Origin of the sequence: Streptosporangium lutulentum (assembly GCF_030811455.1) — a bacterium.
GTDB lineage: Bacteria > Actinomycetota > Actinomycetes > Streptosporangiales > Streptosporangiaceae > Streptosporangium > Streptosporangium lutulentum.
The window spans coordinates 4,649,442-4,665,940 of record NZ_JAUSQU010000001.1 but is presented as its reverse complement, the minus strand read 5'-3'; the positions used below and the strand labels follow the sequence as shown (position 1 = coordinate 4,665,940).

At 70.9% G+C, this 16,499-nt stretch carries 16 protein-coding genes; 13 read left to right on the top strand and 3 right to left on the bottom strand.

Annotated elements, in window-relative coordinates:
* Window positions 1-261: 261 nt before the first annotated feature.
* Window positions 262-1,656 (bottom strand): glutamine synthetase family protein, encoded by a 1,395-nt coding sequence (locus tag J2853_RS20845; protein WP_307560407.1) that lies wholly within the window; start codon window positions 1,654-1,656, stop codon window positions 262-264.
* A gap of 142 nt (window positions 1,657-1,798) precedes the next feature.
* Complete coding sequence (locus J2853_RS20840) at window positions 1,799-1,981, bottom strand: hypothetical protein (protein WP_307560405.1); 183 nt, start codon at window positions 1,979-1,981, stop codon at window positions 1,799-1,801.
* 568 nt (window positions 1,982-2,549) lie between these two features.
* Here J2853_RS20840 and J2853_RS20835 point away from each other — a divergent pair.
* Genes J2853_RS20835 through J2853_RS20820 form a run of 4 tightly spaced genes read left to right on the top strand, consistent with a single transcriptional unit; the run spans window position 2,550 to window position 6,556 of the window.
* Window positions 2,550-3,788 (top strand): NAD(P)/FAD-dependent oxidoreductase, encoded by a 1,239-nt coding sequence (locus J2853_RS20835; protein WP_307560403.1) that lies wholly within the window; start codon window positions 2,550-2,552, stop codon window positions 3,786-3,788.
* Window positions 3,782-4,456: a DUF1365 domain-containing protein gene (locus J2853_RS20830; protein ID WP_370879308.1), complete on the top strand. Its 675-nt coding sequence runs from the start codon at window positions 3,782-3,784 to the stop codon at window positions 4,454-4,456. The genes J2853_RS20835 and J2853_RS20830 overlap by 7 nt, the downstream gene beginning before the upstream one ends.
* A complete protein-coding gene (locus tag J2853_RS20825; RefSeq protein WP_307560398.1) occupies window positions 4,453-5,688 on the top strand; it encodes a class I SAM-dependent methyltransferase in 1,236 nt (411 codons plus the stop codon). The genes J2853_RS20830 and J2853_RS20825 overlap by 4 nt, the downstream gene beginning before the upstream one ends.
* Window positions 5,689-5,740: 52 nt before the next feature.
* Complete coding sequence (locus J2853_RS20820; protein ID WP_307560395.1) at window positions 5,741-6,556, top strand: DUF1295 domain-containing protein; 816 nt, start codon at window positions 5,741-5,743, stop codon at window positions 6,554-6,556.
* A 20-nt stretch (window positions 6,557-6,576) separates the two neighbouring features.
* On the opposite strand, the gene J2853_RS20815 is transcribed toward J2853_RS20820, so the two are convergent.
* Entirely contained in the window at window positions 6,577-7,206 is a 630-nt protein-coding gene (locus J2853_RS20815) for a TIGR03085 family metal-binding protein (protein WP_307560394.1), read from the bottom strand.
* A 163-nt stretch (window positions 7,207-7,369) separates the two neighbouring features.
* Between J2853_RS20815 and J2853_RS20810 the strand changes: the two genes are divergently transcribed.
* From J2853_RS20810 to trpB, 9 genes are all read left to right on the top strand, one after another.
* Window positions 7,370-9,145: an ABC transporter ATP-binding protein gene (locus tag J2853_RS20810; protein ID WP_307568751.1), complete on the top strand. Its 1,776-nt coding sequence runs from the start codon at window positions 7,370-7,372 to the stop codon at window positions 9,143-9,145.
* A complete protein-coding gene (locus J2853_RS20805) occupies window positions 9,142-10,914 on the top strand; it encodes an ABC transporter ATP-binding protein (protein ID WP_307560392.1) in 1,773 nt (590 codons plus the stop codon). The genes J2853_RS20810 and J2853_RS20805 overlap by 4 nt, the downstream gene beginning before the upstream one ends.
* A gap of 215 nt (window positions 10,915-11,129) precedes the next feature.
* Complete coding sequence (ppk2, locus tag J2853_RS20800) at window positions 11,130-12,110, top strand: polyphosphate kinase 2 (RefSeq protein ID WP_307560390.1); 981 nt, start codon at window positions 11,130-11,132, stop codon at window positions 12,108-12,110.
* Between the two features lie 158 nt (window positions 12,111-12,268).
* On the top strand, window positions 12,269-12,616 hold the full coding sequence (gene hisI, locus J2853_RS20795) for a phosphoribosyl-AMP cyclohydrolase (RefSeq protein ID WP_307560388.1): 348 nt from the start codon (window positions 12,269-12,271) through the stop codon (window positions 12,614-12,616).
* Window positions 12,613-13,227, top strand: coding sequence for a TIGR02234 family membrane protein (locus J2853_RS20790; protein WP_307560386.1), 615 nt, complete (start codon window positions 12,613-12,615; stop codon window positions 13,225-13,227). The genes hisI and J2853_RS20790 overlap by 4 nt, the downstream gene beginning before the upstream one ends.
* A gap of 109 nt (window positions 13,228-13,336) precedes the next feature.
* Window positions 13,337-13,717, top strand: coding sequence for a DUF4190 domain-containing protein (locus J2853_RS20785; protein WP_307560384.1), 381 nt, complete (start codon window positions 13,337-13,339; stop codon window positions 13,715-13,717).
* A 36-nt stretch (window positions 13,718-13,753) separates the two neighbouring features.
* The gene (locus tag J2853_RS20780) at window positions 13,754-14,230 is read left to right on the top strand and encodes a DUF2752 domain-containing protein (protein ID WP_307568749.1); all 477 of its coding nucleotides are present in this window, start codon (window positions 13,754-13,756) and stop codon (window positions 14,228-14,230) included.
* A gap of 168 nt (window positions 14,231-14,398) precedes the next feature.
* Window positions 14,399-15,208 carry an indole-3-glycerol phosphate synthase TrpC gene (gene trpC, locus J2853_RS20775; RefSeq protein ID WP_307560382.1) on the top strand — a complete coding sequence of 270 codons (810 nt, stop codon included), beginning with the start codon at window positions 14,399-14,401 and terminating at the stop codon, window positions 15,206-15,208.
* A 3-nt stretch (window positions 15,209-15,211) separates the two neighbouring features.
* Entirely contained in the window at window positions 15,212-16,456 is a 1,245-nt protein-coding gene (gene trpB / locus J2853_RS20770; RefSeq protein ID WP_307560380.1) for a tryptophan synthase subunit beta, read from the top strand.
* The last annotated feature ends 43 nt before the right edge of the window (window positions 16,457-16,499 follow it).

Here is a 16,499-nt window from a genome sequence, read left to right as displayed (position 1 = left end):
TGACGTGATCGAGAGTAGGGACCGTTCAGGTCGATTTCTGTCCTATATGGCCGCGCGTGGTGGATCCCGTGGGTGACGCCTCACGCGATTGCTCGAACTGCCGTCCCTGTCATGGGCCCCGCGCGAGAACTGCCGTCCCGGTCGCGGACCCCTCGCGAGTGGCCCGGCAGCGGGTCGGCCGGGCGCCCGGGGGCCGTCGACCGGCATCGATCGCCGGGCTCGCCGGAGCGGTGAGCCCGGGACGCTCCCGAGCATCCGGGATCAGAAGGCCTTGAAGTGGTGGAACAGCTCGTAGGCGACGTCCTGGGCCGCGAAGGACCTGGCCTCGGAGCGTTTGACGGCCAGGTAGGCGGAGGCGCGGAGGGGGCCGAGGGCGTTCATGAGGACGTCATCGGCCTCCAGGGCGTCCAGGGCCTCGTCCAGGGAGCCGGGAAGGCGGGGGACGCTGCCTTCGGGGAGGGTAGCGGGGTCGACGTCGACCGGCTCGCCGGGGTCGAGCTCGCGGCGGATGCCGTCCAGGCCGGCGTGGATGACGGCGCCGAGCGACAGGTAGGGGTTGGCCGAGGAGTCGGAGGGCTTGAACTCCAGGTTGGTGGACGCCGCGGCGTCCTTGCCGGTGGGGGAGCAGATCCGCACCGCCGCCTCCCGGTTGTCCATGCCGTAGCAGGCGTGGGCGCTCGACCACATCCTCGGCGCCAGGCGCCGGAAGCCGTTCACCGAGCCGCAGGTCAACGCGGTGAGCGCGGGAAGGTGGGCGAGCAGGCCGCCGATGAAGCGGTACGCCGTGGCCGACAGGCCGTAGCGGCCGGAGGGGTCGCTGAAGGCGTTGGCGCCGAGCTCGGGGTCCCAGAGGGAGAGGTGGATGTGGGCGCCGTTGCCCGGCTGATCGGCGAGGGGTTTGGGAGCGAGGGACGCCCACATGGACATCCGGGTGGCGACGCCCCGGACCGTCTCGCGGTAGATCATCTGGTTGTCGGCGGCGCGGAGGGCGGGGGCGTGGTGGATCGAGAGCTCCTGCTGGCCGTGGCCGAGCTCGGGGTGGCAGTGCTCGGTCCGCAGCCCCTGGCTCTCCAGAGCGCGGACCAGGGACATCGTGTAGTCGTGGGTCTGGTTGAAACCGGTGGTGGCGTAGCACAGGCTGTCGTCGACGGGGACCAGCCGGTCCGGGCCGCCCGCCGGGTCGGGGACGCGGTGGCCGAGGGTGAACTCGGGTTCGTAGGCGGCGACGAGGGCGTGACCCGCGCCGGCCAGGGCGGCGACGGCCTCACGCAGGAAGGTGCGCGGGCAGGCGGCCCAGGGGGAGCCGTCCGGCATGCGCAGGTCCGACAGCATGGCCGCCGCGCCGGGAGCGTAGGGCAGGCGGACGAACGTGGTGGGGTCGGGGACGATGCGGACCTCGCCGACCGGGCCGAGATGCTCGACGTCCTGAAGCTCGTCGAGCATGTTCATCGCCATCATCGCCACGGTGTGCCCGATGCCGGTGTCGAGCCGTTCGGCCAGCAGGGGACGCGAGACGGCCTTGCCCCGGATCACACCGCCGTGGTCGGCGTAGAGGAAACGGATCAGCTCGACGCCCTCGGTGTCGGCGCGTTCGACGACGCGCCCCGCCGCGGGGCCGAGAGTGTGAGCTCCGGTGAGGTCGTGACGATCGCCCATGCTCTCTGCCTAACACGTCCATGGGGACAGTGGAAGCACATCGCACGGTCGCTCGGCATCGGGAGGATCCCGCGCTCCCCCGTGGCTCGGGCGGGAGCGCCGAATAAATCAAATCAGGGCGGGGCAAACCACCGCCGGCTGGTCAGGTGAGCACTCGAGTGAAGAACAGAGCCAGCTGATCGGCTCCTCTCACGATCCCATCAAAGACTCCGTTGACCGCACTCGCCGCCTCGGCGGGCCTGGTAAACAGATAGAAGACCACGAACGCTACCGCGAGGTAGGTGAGGACCTTCTTGACCTGCATGGGGGCCTCCCGCAGTTCCATTCCCAGCCGTATGTACCCATATTTTACCGATCTTTGACATGTGCGGCCCGAGTGGCTCCCGGATTCTGGTGATCATACCCGTCTTGCAGCCGCGATCCATGGCCTGAGCGCGGATTGGCATAGGTCACACCGTCATCGTGAGGTCGCCGGGGGCTTCTGTCCAACCTTTACTGTCAGATGTACCGATAGGGCTAGGCTCCGGCCGTTACGGGCGGGCATGGGAAGGGTCGCGGCGGCACGGCCCCGTCGCGCGGACGTGCCTTGATGTGAAAAATCCCAAGAACTCGCCATCCCGCGGCATCCAAACACCAAGAGGCTCCGAATAAGAGGTCAAATCGACCCAAGGGGCCCGAATGACCCGATCTGCCTCCGCCCTTCCCCTCCTCGGCGGTCGCTCCACCCGCCGCGAACCCGCGCCGCCGGCCCGGCTCCGCGGGACCGCCCTCCGGCGCGGCCCGGAGACGAAGGCTCCCTTCCTTTCGCCCGGCCGCCGGGTGGGACACCGGAACGCCTCCCGCGAGGCCGCCGGCGGGCCGTCCCGGCCCGCGCCGTGAGAGGGCGCGAGCAGGTGGGAAGGCGCAGGATCGCCGTCGTCGGAAGCGGGGTGGCCGGCCTCACCGCGGCGTACGTGCTGGGAAGGTATGACGACGTCGTCCTCTTCGAGGCGGACGACCGCGTCGGCGGGCACGCCCACACCCACGACGTGGCGTCGGCGGGCGGCCGGACGCTGGCGGTCGACAGCGGGTTCATCGTCCACAACGAGCGGACCTACCCGCACCTCATCCGGCTCTTCGCCGAACTGGGCGTGCGGACCCAGCCCTCCGACATGAGCATGTCGGTCTCGTGCGGGGGCTGCGGCCTCGAATACGCCGGGGGCAGGGGAGCCCGGGGCCTGTTCGCCCGGCCCTCCAGCCTGACCCGCGCGCCGTACCTGAGGATGCTCGCCGAGGTGCCGCGCTTCCACCGGCTGGCGCGCGAGGCGCTGGAGCGCGACGACGACCGGACGCTGGGGGAGTTCGTCGCGGGCTTCTCGCCCTATTTCGCGGCCCACTTCACGACCCCGCTGGTGTCGGCGGTCTGGTCGTGCCCTCCCTCCGTCGCCGGGCGCTATCCGGCGCGCTACCTGTTCGCGTTCCTGGCCAATCACGGGATGCTCGCCGTCTCCGGCTCCCCCCGGTGGCGGACCGTCACCGGGGGTTCGCGCGGTTATGTCGAGAAGATCGCCAAGACCCTCACCGCCGTGCACACCTCCACTCCGGTCCGGGCGCTGCGCCGTACGGGGGAGGGGGTGGAACTCCACGCCGACGGCGTCCGCCGTTTCGACGCGGCGGTCGTCGCCACCCACCCCGACCAGGCGCTGCGCCTGCTCGCCGAGCCCACCCCCGCCGAACGGGAGGTGCTCGGCGCGTTCCGCTACTCGCGCAACCTCGCCGTCCTGCACACCGACCCGTCGGTGCTGCCCCGGGCGCGGCGCGCGCGGGCCTCGTGGAACTGCCGGATGGAGTCCTGTACGGCGGACGCCGCCGGGGTCCGGATCACCTACGACATGAACCGCCTGCAGCGGCTGGAGACCTCACGGCCCCACCTCGTCACCCTGGGCACCGAGATCTCCGACGAGCACGCGATCGCCCGGACGGCCTACGAGCACCCGGTCTACACCCCCGAGTCGGTCGCCGCCCAGAGACGGCTGCCCGCGCTCGACGACGGCGTGATCGTCTACGCGGGGGCCTACCACGGCTGGGGATTCCACGAGGACGGCTGCCGCTCCGGCGTCCGCGCGGCCGAGGCGCTCGGGGTGCGGTGGTGACCGCACTGTACGAATGCGTGATCACGCATGTCAGGGCCGCGCCGATCCGCCACGACTTCAGCTACGGCTCCTACCTGTGGCTGGTGGACCTGGACCGGCTGCCCCGCAACCGCCTGCTGGCCGCCTTCCACGCGCGTGACCACGCGGGCGATCCCGCGCTGAGCATCAGGCAGAACGTCGACGCCTTCCTCGCCGGGCACGGGATCACCGCGAGCCGGATCACGATGCTCGCCAACGCCCGCGTGCTCGGCCACGTGTTCAACCCGCTGACCGTCTACTGGTGCGACACCGCCGACGGCGTCACCGTGGTGGCCGAGGTGCACAACACCTACGGCGGGCGCCACCGCTACCTGCTGCGCCCCGGCGAGCACGAGGTGGCCAAGGAGTTCCGTGTCTCGCCGTTCAACGAGGTGGAGGGCCGTTACCGGCTCAGCCTTCCCGAACCCGGCGAGCGCCTCACCCTCACCGTCGTCCTGCACAGGCCGGGACGGCCCCCCTTCGTCGCCGGAGTCCGGGGACGCCGCAGGCCGGCGACCGGGCCCTGGCTCCACCGGATGGCCGTCAGGTACCCGCTGGCCCCCCTCGTGGGCAGCGCCAGGATCCGCCGCCAGGGCATCGGCCTGTATCTGCGCGGTTTGAGAACAGTTCCCCCGGAAGGACCCCGATGACCTCGATGACCTCGACGACCTCGACGACCGAGCGGGTGGCCGCCGTCTGGCCCGACGCCGGCACCGTGCCCGCCTCACGACTGCGCGGCGCGCTCGCGCGACGGCTCTTCCTGCGCGCCGTACGGCGGCTGCCCCTGACCGTGGAACTGCCGGGCGGGCGGTCGCTCGGCACCGGTGGCCCCGTGATGCGGGTGGCGCGCCCCGAGGCGTTCTACCGCCGGATCGGAGCCGCGGGGCTCATCGGGTTCGGCGAGGCCTACATGGCGCGCGACTGGGAGGCCGACGACCTGCCCGGCGTGCTCACGGTGATGGCCGAGCGGCTGCCCACGCTCGTCCCTCCGTGGTCGCAGCGGTTGCGGCGGCTGGCCGTGCGCGGGATGCCGCGGGACGAGCTGGGCGGCGAGGAGAGCGCCCGGCGCAACGTCTCGCGTCACTACGACCTGTCCAACGAGCTGTTCGCCGAGTTCCTGGACGAGACCATGACCTACTCCGCCGCGCTGTTCGAGGGGCCCGCGTCGTGGGAGACGCTCGCCGGCGCCCAGCGGGCCAAGATCGACCGGCTGCTGGACCAGGCGGCGGTGGGGCAGGGCACCCGGCTGCTGGAGATCGGCACCGGCTGGGGCGAACTGGCGCTGCGGGCGGCGTCGCGGGGCGCGGAGGTCACCTCCGTCACCCTGTCGCAGGAGCAGTGGGCGCTGGCCGTCGCCAGGGTCGCCGACGCCGGGCTGTCGGACCGGGTGGAGATCCTGCTGGCCGACTACCGGGAGGTGGACGGCGTCTACGACGCGATCGTCAGCGCCGAGATGATCGAGGCGGTCGGCGCCCGCTACTGGCCGGTCTACTTCCGCGCGCTGGAGGAACTGCTCGCCCCCGGCGGCCGGATCGCGATCCAGACGATCACCATGCCGCACGAGCGGATGAGGGCCACCCTGAACACCCACACGTGGATCCAGAAGTACATCTTTCCCGGGGGCATGCTGCCCTCGGTGACCGCGATCGAGGAGAACCTCGGCGGGCTGCGGATCATGCGGAGGCTCTCGCTGCGCGACGACTACGCCGAGACGCTCCGGCTCTGGCGCGAACGCTACCTGGAGCGTGTCCACGCCGTGAGCGCGCTCGGCTTCGACGAGGTCTTCCACCGCATGTGGACGTTCTACCTCGCCTACTCGGAGGCGGGTTTCCGCTCACGCTACCTGGACGTCTGGCAGTTCACCCTCGGGCGGGAATCGTGACCGCGCCCGTTCGCCGTGGTCGCGCCCGTCCCCCCGCGCCGAGGAGGCCGTGATGTCCTGGTGGTCCCTGCTCGCCTCCGCGGCCGCCCTCGCCGCACTGCTCGCGGCGACCCTGGCGGTGGCGCTCAGAGTGGGCCGTCACTCGGTGATCGACGTGGCCTGGGGGCTCGGGTTCACGGTCGTCGCGCTGGTGTCCTTCCTGATGTCCGACGGCGACCCGGCCAGGCGGCTGCTGGTGCCGGCGCTCACCGCCGTGTGGGGAGTACGGCTGGCGCTGCACATCGGGCGGCGCAACATCGGGGAGAGCGAGGACCCGCGCTACGAGCGGATGCTCGCCCGCGCCCCCGGCAGCCGCACTCTGTACGCGATCCGCGCCGTCTACGTGACCCAGGGCGTCGTCCTGCTCCTCGTCTCGCTTCCGGTCCAGGTGGCCTTGTCCGAGACGGCCGCCCTCGGCCGGAGCTCCTGGCTCGTCTGGAGCGGGACGGCCCTGTGGCTGGTCGGGTTCGTGTTCGAGACGGTCGGCGACCGGCAGCTCGCCCGCTTCCGCGCCGATCCGGGCAACAGGGGCGAGGTCCTGGACACCGGCCTGTGGCGCTACACCCGCCATCCCAACTACTTCGGCGACGCCTGCGTGTGGTGGGGCCTGTTCCTGATCGCCGCCGACCGGTGGCCGGGCGTGCTGACGGTGCTCTCCCCGGTGCTCATGACCTACTTCCTGGTGGCCAGGACCGGCAAGCCGTTGCTGGAGGCGCAGCTGTCGGAATCCCGTCCCGGCTACGCCGACTACGTTCGCCGTACGAGCGGATTCCTCCCGCTCCCGCCCAGGGGCGCGCGTGAGGACCGGGGGCGTTCGCGCGACGGGTGAGCCGGGGCGGGCCCGGCGGGTCAGGCGCCCAGCGGGGCGTCCATCAGCCTGGCCACCACCTCGTCGTCGCCGGTGACGTCGACCCTGGCATGGGACTGGCGGCCGAAACAGAACAGCAGGAGCTCGCCCGCCGTACCGGTCACCTCGGCCTGGGGCGCGTCCTTCGGGCCGCCGACGGCGACGCCGCCGCCGAGGCGGTGCAGGGCGACGCGGACCGGTGACCTGCGCAGGAACAGGCGGATGCCGCCGCGGGCCTGCTTCCAGAAGGTCTCTTCGAGGTCGGCGGGGAGCTCGCGCGGTTCCCAGACCCGCTGCGCGCGCCGTACGTCCTCGTGGTGGACGAAGAACTCGACGGTGTTGGCCGCCCGGTCCAGGCCGGGCAGGCGGTAGAGCCCGGAAGGGCCGGAGCGCAGGAGGTCGACGAGGCCCGCGTATCCGTGCGTGGCCTTCAGCGACTCCTGCACCTTGGCGGTGTATCCGGCCAGTGGCTTGAGCAGGATGCCGCCGGCGGCGTCGACGCGGCGTTCGCGGAGAACCAGGTGGGCGGCGAGGTCGAAGGTGGTCCAGCCCTCGCAGAGCGTGGGAGCGTCGGGGCCCAGCCGGGCGAGCAGGTCGCCGAGCGCGGCGCGCTCGGCACGCGCGTATGTCATATGTCGATCTTACCAAGGTCGTTCGGACGGCCGGGGAGCGAATTGCTCTTGGTGTAACGAGTTCGGGAATAAGCGCTTGATCCATAGTGATAGTCACTTAGGTAGAAACATCCCCCTCTGAAAGGACACCCCCCGAGTGGCGAGCAAGGTGACTCCCGCCGTCATGCGCCGAGGGCTTCGGGTCCTCGGCGTCGCCATCCGGACAGAGAAGGTGGTCTTCACCGCGGCCGTCGTCTTCAGCGCCCTGTACGGAGGCATGACGGTCGCGTCCGCGTGGGCGCTCGGCTGGGCCACGGAGAACGTCGTGCTGCCCGCGTTCGAGCGGGGAGAGGCCACCACCGGCACGCTCACCCTCGGCACGGCCCTCATCCTCGGCGTCGCCCTCCTCAAGGCGGCGGGCGTGGCCGGACGGCGGTTCCTCGCCGGGGTCATGCAGTACCGGATGCAGGCCCACTCCCGCCGGGCCGTCACCCGCCAGTACCTGAAGCTCCCGCTGGCCTGGCACCACAGACATCCCACCGGCCAGCTCCTGTCCAACGCCAGTGCCGACGCCGAGGCCGCCTGGGCGCCGCTCGCCCCACTGCCGATGGCGGTCGGCGTGATCGTCATGCTGGTCACCGCGGCGGTCGCGATGGTGATCACCGATCCGATCCTCGCCCTGGTGGGCTTCCTGATCTTCCCGCTGATCGCCGTGCTGAACCTGGTCTACCAGCGCCGGCTCAGCCCCCTGGCCACCCGGGCCCAGCAGCTCCGCGCCGAGGTCAGCGAGATCGCGCACGAGAGCTTCGACGGCGCCCTGGTCGTCAAGACCCTCGGCCGCGAGAGTGAGGAGACCGCCAGGTTCCAGGCCAAGGCCCACGAGCTGCGTGACGCCAACATCGCCGTCGGCAGGGTCCGCGGCCTGTTCGACCCGATGCTGGAGGCCCTGCCCACGCTGGGCGTGCTCGCGGTGCTGCTGATCGGCGCGCTCCGGCTGGAGAGCGGCGCGATCAGCTCGGGCGTCCTGGTCCAGGTCGCCTACCTGTTCACCCTGCTGGCCTTCCCGATCCGCGCGCTCGGCTGGGTGCTCGGCGAGTTGCCCCGCGCGGTCGTCGGCTACGAGCGGATCGAGGGCGTGCTCGCCGCGACGGGCTCCATGGAGTACGGCACCGCCACACTGCGCGGAACGTCCCCGGTCAGGCTGGAGGTCCGCGACCTCGGCTACTCCTACGAGGACTTCCCCGTCCTGCACGAGGTGAGCCTGAAGGTCGAGCCGGGAAGCACCGTCGCGCTGGTCGGCCCCACCGGTTCCGGCAAGTCCACGCTCACCCAGACCTTCGTCCGCCTGGTGGACCCGAAGGAGGGGGCCGTGCTGGTGGACGGGGTGGATCTGCGCGAGGTCGCGCGCGGCGGGGTCAGCGACGCGGTGGCGCTGGTGCCCCAGCAGACGTTCCTGTTCGACGACAGCGTGCGCGGCAACATCACCCTCGGCCTGCCGGTCGGTGACGAGGAGGTCTGGGCGGCACTGCGCCTGGCCCAGGCCGAGGGATTCGTCAGCGGGCTCCCCTCGGGGCTCGACACCAAGGTCGGCGAGCGCGGCACGACGCTGTCCGGCGGCCAGCGGCAGCGGCTGGCGCTGGCCCGCGCGCTGGTCCGCCGGCCGCGGCTGCTTGTCCTGGACGACGCCACCTCCAGCGTGGACCCGCAGGTCGAGGCCAGGATCCTGTACGGGCTGCGGGACGCGGCCCAGGCCGCGACCGTGATCGTCGTCGCCTACCGGATGGCCACCATCGCCCTGGCCGACGAGGTCGTCTACCTTCAGCAGGGCCGGGTCGCCGACCGCGGCTCCCACGAGGAGCTGCTGCTCCGCTGCGAGGGCTACCGCAACCTGGTCACCGCCTACGAACGTCAAGAGGCCGAGCGCGAGGCGCTCGGCGCAGAGGAAGAGGTCAGCGCGTGAGTTCGTTGCAGGGGGTCGAACGGTCGGCGCTCGCCACCGTCCGGCATGGACTGTCGCTCACGCCGGAGTTCCGCAGGGGGATGGCGGGGACGCTCGCGCTGGCCGTGGTGGCGACGCTGGGCAAGGTGATCGTGCCGATCGCCGTCCAGCAGACCATCGACACGGGGCTCAAGGGGGAGGGCCCCGACCTGGCCTACATCCGCACCGCCGTCCTGCTGTGCGCGGTGGCCGTGGTGTTCACCGCGCTGTGCGCGTACCTGATGAACGTCCGCCTCTACAAGGTGAGCGAGTCCTCCCTCGCCACACTCAGGGTGCGCGGTTTCCGGCACGTGCACGACCTGTCGGTGCTCACCCAGAACGCCGAGCGCCGCGGCGCCCTGGTCTCCCGGGTCACCGGCGACGTGGACCAGATCAGCGTGTTCATGCAGTCGGGCGGATTGATGATCATCATCGCCCTGGGCCAGCTCATGGTCGCCACCGTGCTGATGTTCGTCTACTCCTGGCAGCTCGCCCTGCTGGTCTGGCTCTGCTTCCTGCCGCTCCTGGTGGCGCTGCCGCGCTTCCAGCGGTGGCTCTCGGGCGCCTACACGCGGGTCCGCGAGCGTGCCGGCGACATGCTCTCCGCGGTCAGCGAGTCGGTCGTGGGCGCGGCGGTGATCAGGGCCCACGGTTCGGAGGCCCGGACGGCGGAGCGGCTCGACGTCGCGATCGACGCCAACAAGGCCGCCCAGGCCCGCACCCAGAAGATCGTCGCGACCGTCTTCCCGCTGACCGAGATCGTCGCGGCGGTGGCCGTGGCCGGGGTGGTGCTGCTCGGGGTGAAACTGGGCCTTGACGGTGACATCACCGTCGGGCGGCTGGTCGCCTTCCTGTTCCTGATCACGCTGTTCGTCTCGCCGCTGCAGATCGCCACCGAGGTGCTCAACGAGGCGCAGAACGCGATCGCCGGGTGGCGGCGCATCCTCGGCGTGCTCGACACCCCGCCCGACGTCGTCGACCCGGGCACGGAGGGCGTCGAGCTGCCGCGCGGTCCCATCTCGGTCTCCTTCGAGGACGTCGGGTTCGCCTACCCCGGCGGCGCGCCGGTGCTGCACGAGGTGTCGGTGAACATCCCGCCGCGCTCCAGGATCGCCGTGGTGGGGGAGACCGGTTCGGGCAAGACGACCTTCGCCAAGCTGCTGACCCGGCTGATGGACCCGGTCTCGGGCCGGGTCACCGTGGACGGGGAGGACCTGCGGACCGTCCGTTTCTCCTCGCTGCGCGAGCGGATCGTCATGGTGCCGCAGGACGGCTTCCTGTTCGACGGCACCCTGGCGGAGAACATCCGCTTCGGCCGCCCCTCGGCGACCGACGAGGAGATCCGGCTGGCCCTGACCGAGCTGGGGCTCACCGACTGGCTGGAAGGCCTGCCCGCCGACCTCTCCACCCGGGTCGGCCAGCGCGGCGAGTCGATGTCGGCGGGTGAGCGCCAGCTCGTCGCGCTGGCCCGTGCCTACCTGGCCGACCCGGACCTGCTCCTGCTGGACGAGGCCACCTCCGCGGTGGACCCGGCGACGGAGGTGCGGCTGGCCCGGGCGCTCGAGGGCGTCACGCGGGGCCGTACCGCGGTCTCCATCGCCCACCGGCTGTCCACCGCCGAGGCGGCGGACGAGGTGCTGGTCTTCGACCGGGGCCGGATCGTGCAGCGCGGCCCGCACGCCGAGCTCGTCCGGGAGCCCGGCGTCTACGCCGACATGCACGCCTCCTGGGTCTCGGCCCGCAGCTCCTAGAGGAGGTCTTCGACGGGACGGGGGCCGATGTCCCGGGATCGGCCCCCACGTCGTGGCGCGGGGCCCGCGATTTCGCCGGTACCTGCTTGTTCAGTAGGTTTTTGTCATGACGGTCCCGAGGGGTTCCCATGGGCTTTCCTCGCCGAGGATTAGGGAGCCCCAGGGGAGGCAGAGCATGGAAGTGAGCGCTAAATTCTGTCTCAGGGGTGGGAATCATGACAAACGTGCTGGGTGATGAACCGGTGGACAGAGAGTTTCCGATCCTTGACGTGCGCTCCGCCGTGGCTCGCGGCGACCTGCTCAGCGAGTTGCCGAATCTGCGGGTGAGGGACGATGACGACGACGATCCCGTCCTGGTGCGGCTGGACGGCAGCGTGGTCGACACCTGGCGGGAGAAATATCCCTACAACGAGCGGATGGACCGGTCGGAGTACGACCGGCTCAAGCGTCTGCTCCAGATCGAGCTGCTCAAGCTGCAGTACTGGATAAAGGACACCGGCGGCCGGCTGGTGGTCCTGTTCGAGGGGCGCGACGCGGCGGGCAAGGGCGGCACGATCAAGCGGTTCATGGAGCACCTCAACCCGCGCGGGGCGACCGTGGTCGCGCTGGAGAAGCCGAGCGAGCGCGAGAGCACGCAGTGGTACTTCCAGCGCTACGTCTCGCACCTGCCGGCCGCGGGGGAGATGGTCTTCTTCGACCGGTCCTGGTACAACCGCGCCGGGGTCGAGCGGGTGATGGGCTTCGCCACGCCGGAGGAATACCTGGAGTTCATGGAGCAGGCCCCCGAGTTCGAGCGCATGCTCGTCCGTGACGGCATCCACCTGGTGAAGTTCTGGTTCTCGGTGTCCCGCTCCGAGCAGCGCACCCGGTTCGTGATCCGCCAGGTCGATCCGGTACGGCAGTGGAAGCTGTCGCCGATGGATCTGGAGTCGCTGGACAAGTGGGAGCTGTACACCGAGGCCAAGGAGGACATGTTCCTGCACACCGACACGGAGGAGTCGCCGTGGACGGTGATCAAGAGCAATGACAAGAAGCGGGCCAGGATCGAGGCCATGCGCCACCTCCTCAGCCTGTTCGAGTACGACAACAAGGACCACGAGATCGTGGGCTCTCCCGACCCCCGGATCGTCGTCCACGCCACCGACCTGCTCGACGACGACCGCGCGCCCGGATCGTCGTCCGCGCCGCCGGCCTGATCGACCCGCCGATCGCGCCCTCGGCCGGCGCGCCCGGCCGGGCGGTAGCCCTCCGCCGCCGCCCGGCGGCTCGCGGGGCGGGTTTTCCCGGAGCCCCGATCCGCCCGTCCGGCCATGCCGGACGCCGGCCCTCTCCCTGGTTGCGGCACAATTGCGGCATGTCCCTTGACCCAGCCATCGCGGCACGACTGAAGCGCACCGGCGACGGGCTGGTGCCCGCCGTCGTCCAGCAGTACGACACCGGCGAGGTGCTGATGCTCGCCTGGATGGACGACGAGGCGCTGCATCGCACGCTCACGTCCGGCAGGGCCACCTACTGGTCGCGCAGCCGCGGAGCCTACTGGGTGAAGGGCGACACCTCCGGTCACGTCCAGCACGTCAAGTCCGCCGCCCTCGACTGCGACGGCGACACGATCCTGCTCAAGGTCGACCAGACGGGCGCCGCCTGCCACACCGGTGACCGGACCTGCTTCGACGCCGACGAGCTGGAGGTGACCACGGCGTGACGGCCAGGCGGGCGCTGTGGACCTGGGTGGTCGTGTGCGTGGCGGGCGCCGCGCTCGTGCTGCTCACCGCCGGGCGCAACTGGTTCACCGTGACGTACGGCACGCGGAACGTGGCGGTCTCCGCCGCCGAACTCGCTCCCGTGCTCGGCCCGGCGGCCTGGGCCGCGCTCGCCGCGGTGGTCGCCGTGCTCGCGACCAGGGGCGTGTGGCGCAGACTCATCGGGGGCGTGATGGCGCTCTGCGGGGCCGGAGTGATCGCCGCGGCCTGGTGGGGGAGCGGCACGGGCGAGGCGCTGCGGATCGCGGCCGATCGGGCGCCGATGGTCGGGGGCGGCACTCCGCAGGTCGCCTCCGTCGTCGCCTGGCCGCTGCTCGCCGCGGCCGGAGGGCTGCTCCTGCTGGCCGGTGGGGTGACGGCGGCTCTCAGAGGCGGTCGCTGGCCCGGCATGTCCGACCGCTACGACCGCCCCGGCTCGCGTGCCGAGGGTGCGGGAGGCACCCTCGACCAGAGCGCTCCCAGCGAGCGCGCGCTGTGGGACGCCATCGATCACGGCGTCGATCCCACGGCCGAATCGGAGAACGCCGAACCGAAGAACGGCGAACAGCGCTGACGACGTTTCCTTTCCGGCCACAACTTCCTCACAAGGTTGGCGGGGCTCCTCGTCCACGGCATGTTTTCGCTAGGATTTCGCCCGCAACTTGTATATAGGGGAGCTATTCATGAGCTATGGGAATCAGCCGGGTGGTTACGGACCACCTCAGGGTGGCGGCTACGGCTCCCCCGGTGGATACGGTTCCGGCGGGTACGGCCCGCCACCCGGCGGTCATGATCCCTATGGCGGCTACGGCTACGGCGCACCGCCTCCCCGAGGCAACAACGGCATGGCCATCGCCGCGCTGGTCATGGGCATCGCCGGGCTGTTCGCGTGCGGTACCACCTCGATCGTGGGCGCCGTGCTCGGCCACATCTCGCTGGGCCAGATCAAGCGGAGCGGCGAGGAGGGGCGGGGCATGGCCGTCGCCGGCCTGGTCCTGTCCTACTTCGGCATCGCCTGCTGGCTGGCCGTGCTGGCGGGACTGGTCTGGCTGGGCAGCCTGTAGGGCGTCGGGGGAGGAGCCCCGCCCGTCTTGGGTATCGTGGCCCGTGAGAGGTCGTCGCCGCGTAAGGGGTTGGGCCGAGCCATGGTGACGGAGAAGGCCGCCGGGTCGCGGGGGACGCGGGCGCGGGCCCTGCTGGCGCCGCTCGGCGTCGCGGCGGCGGTGCTCGCCGCGACGGCGTTCGTGAGCGCGGTGGACCCGAACGAGCCCGGTCACTACCCCACCTGCCCGTTCCTCATGCTCACCGGGCTCTACTGCCCCGGCTGCGGCGGGCTGCGAAGCGTGTACGCCCTCGCCCACGGCGACCCCGTCGCGGCCCTGGGGCTCAATCCGCTCCTCGTGGTCATGGTGCCGGTGCTGGCCGTTCTCTGGGGACGCTGGGTACTGCGTTCCTGGCGCGGAGCGCCATTTAACGGCAAATCTATACGTACTGCCTATATATGGATATTTCTCACTTTAATGATCGCATTTTGGATAGTGCGAAATGTTCCCTTTGGGGAATTTCTGGCTCCGTAGTCGCCTATAGGCGTTACCCGGTGGTGGGGCGACCTCGGCTGGGCCGATACCATCGGCGGGACAGGGCAATCGACCGGGAGGGACCTTACTCGTGAGCGAGCGGAGCGAGCGAACCATGATCACGGCAACGTTCGCGGACCTGACCTCCGAGCTTCGCGAGGAGGACAAGTGAGCGTGCTGGAGGAGATCCTCGAAGGGGTTCGGGCCGACCTCGCCGAGCGGCAGAAGAGCGTATCGCTGGCCGAGCTCAAGGAGCGGGCCGAGCGGGCCCCCGCACCCCGTGACGCCTACGCGGCGCTGGGCGGCGACCAGGTGGCGGTCATCGCCGAGGTCAAGCGTTCGAGCCCGTCCAAGGGGGCGCTGGCCGCGATCGCCGACCCGGCGGCACTCGCCGCCGACTACGAGTCGGGCGGCGCCCACGTCATCAGTGTGCTGACCGAGAGACGCCGCTTCGGCGGCAGCCTCGACGATCTGGCCGCCGTGCGCGCCGTCGTCGACATCCCGGTGCTGCGCAAGGACTTCGTCGTCACCTCCTACCAGCTCTGGGAGGCCCGTGCCTACGGCGCGGACCTGGCACTGCTGATCGTGGCCGCGCTGGACCAGAACGCGCTGGTCTCGCTCATCGAGCGGGCCGAGTCGATCGGGCTGACCCCGCTGGTCGAGGTGCACACCGAAGAGGAGCTCGACCGGGCGCTCGCCGCCGGAGCTAAGATCATCGGCATCAACGCGCGAGACCTCAAGACCCTTGAGGTGGACCGCGAGGTGTTCGCCAAGCTGGCGCCCAAGATTCCCGAAGGCATCATCAAGATCGCCGAGTCGGGCGTGCGCGGGCCCCACGACCTCCTCGCCTACGCCAGGGCCGGCGCCGACGCCGTCCTGGTCGGCGAGAGCCTGGTCACAGGCAAGGACCCGCGGGCCGCCGTGGTCGACCTGGTCACCGCCGGTGCCCACCCCGCATCCCGACCCGAGGGGCAGTAAGCAGTGACAGCGCAAGAAGGAACCGTTCTCAGCACCGCCGACCTCGCCGGGAACGGCGCCCACGGCAACGACCCGGACATTCACGGCAAGTTCGGCATCTTCGGCGGAAGATACGTGCCCGAGGCGCTCATCCCGGCGCTGGACGAGGTGGCGGCCGAATACGACAAGGCCAAGAACGACGTCGCGTTCCTCCGCGAGTTCGATCACCTGCTGCGCACCTACGCCGGGCGGCCGACCACGCTGACCGAGGTGCCCCGCTTCGCCGAGCAGGCGGGCGGCGCCCGGATCATCCTCAAGCGCGAGGACCTGACGCACACCGGCGCACACAAGATCAACAACGTGCTCGGCCAGGCCCTGCTGACCAAGCGGCTGGGCAAGAGCCGGGTGATCGCCGAGACCGGTGCCGGCCAGCACGGCGTCGCCACCGCGACCGCCGCCGCCCTGATGGGCCTGGAGTGCGTGATCTACATGGGGGCCGTCGACTGCGAGCGCCAGGCGCTCAACGTGGCCCGCATGAAGCTGCTCGGAGCCACCGTCGTCCCGGTCACCAACGGCAGCCAGACCCTCAAGGACGCGATCAACGAGGCCTTCCGCGACTGGGTCGCCAACGTCGACCACACGCACTATCTCTTCGGCACCATCGCCGGGCCGCACCCCTTCCCGGAGATCGTCCGCGACTTCGCCCGCATCATCGGCGTCGAGGCCCGCCGCCAGATGCTGGAGCTCACCGGCAGGCTGCCGGACGCGATCGCGGCGGCGGTCGGCGGCGGCTCCAACGCGATCGGCATCTTCCACGCCTTCCTCGACGACGAGGGCGTCCAGCTGCACGGATATGAGGCCGGAGGCCGAGGGCTGGAGAGCGGTGAGCACGCCCTCACGCTCACCGCGGGCTCCGTCGGGGTCCTGCACGGCTCGCGCACCTACGTCCTGCAGGACGACGAGGGCCAGACGATCGAGTCCCACTCGATCTCCGCGGGCCTCGACTACCCCGGTGTCGGCCCCGAGCACGCCTGGCTCAAGGACAGCGGCCGCGCCTCCTACCACGGCATCACCGACGCCGAGGCGATGGACGCCTTCTCGCTGCTCGCCCGCACCGAGGGCATCATCCCCGCGATCGAGTCCTCGCACGCGCTGGCGGGAGCCCTCAAGCTCGGGCGCGAGATGGGCCCGGAGGCGACCATCCTGGTCAACCTCTCGGGTCGCGGGGACAAGGACATGGGCACCGCCATGAAGTACTTCAACCTCTGACGACCGACTTGCTTCCCCTCCGGCCACCCGGAGGGGACGGAGG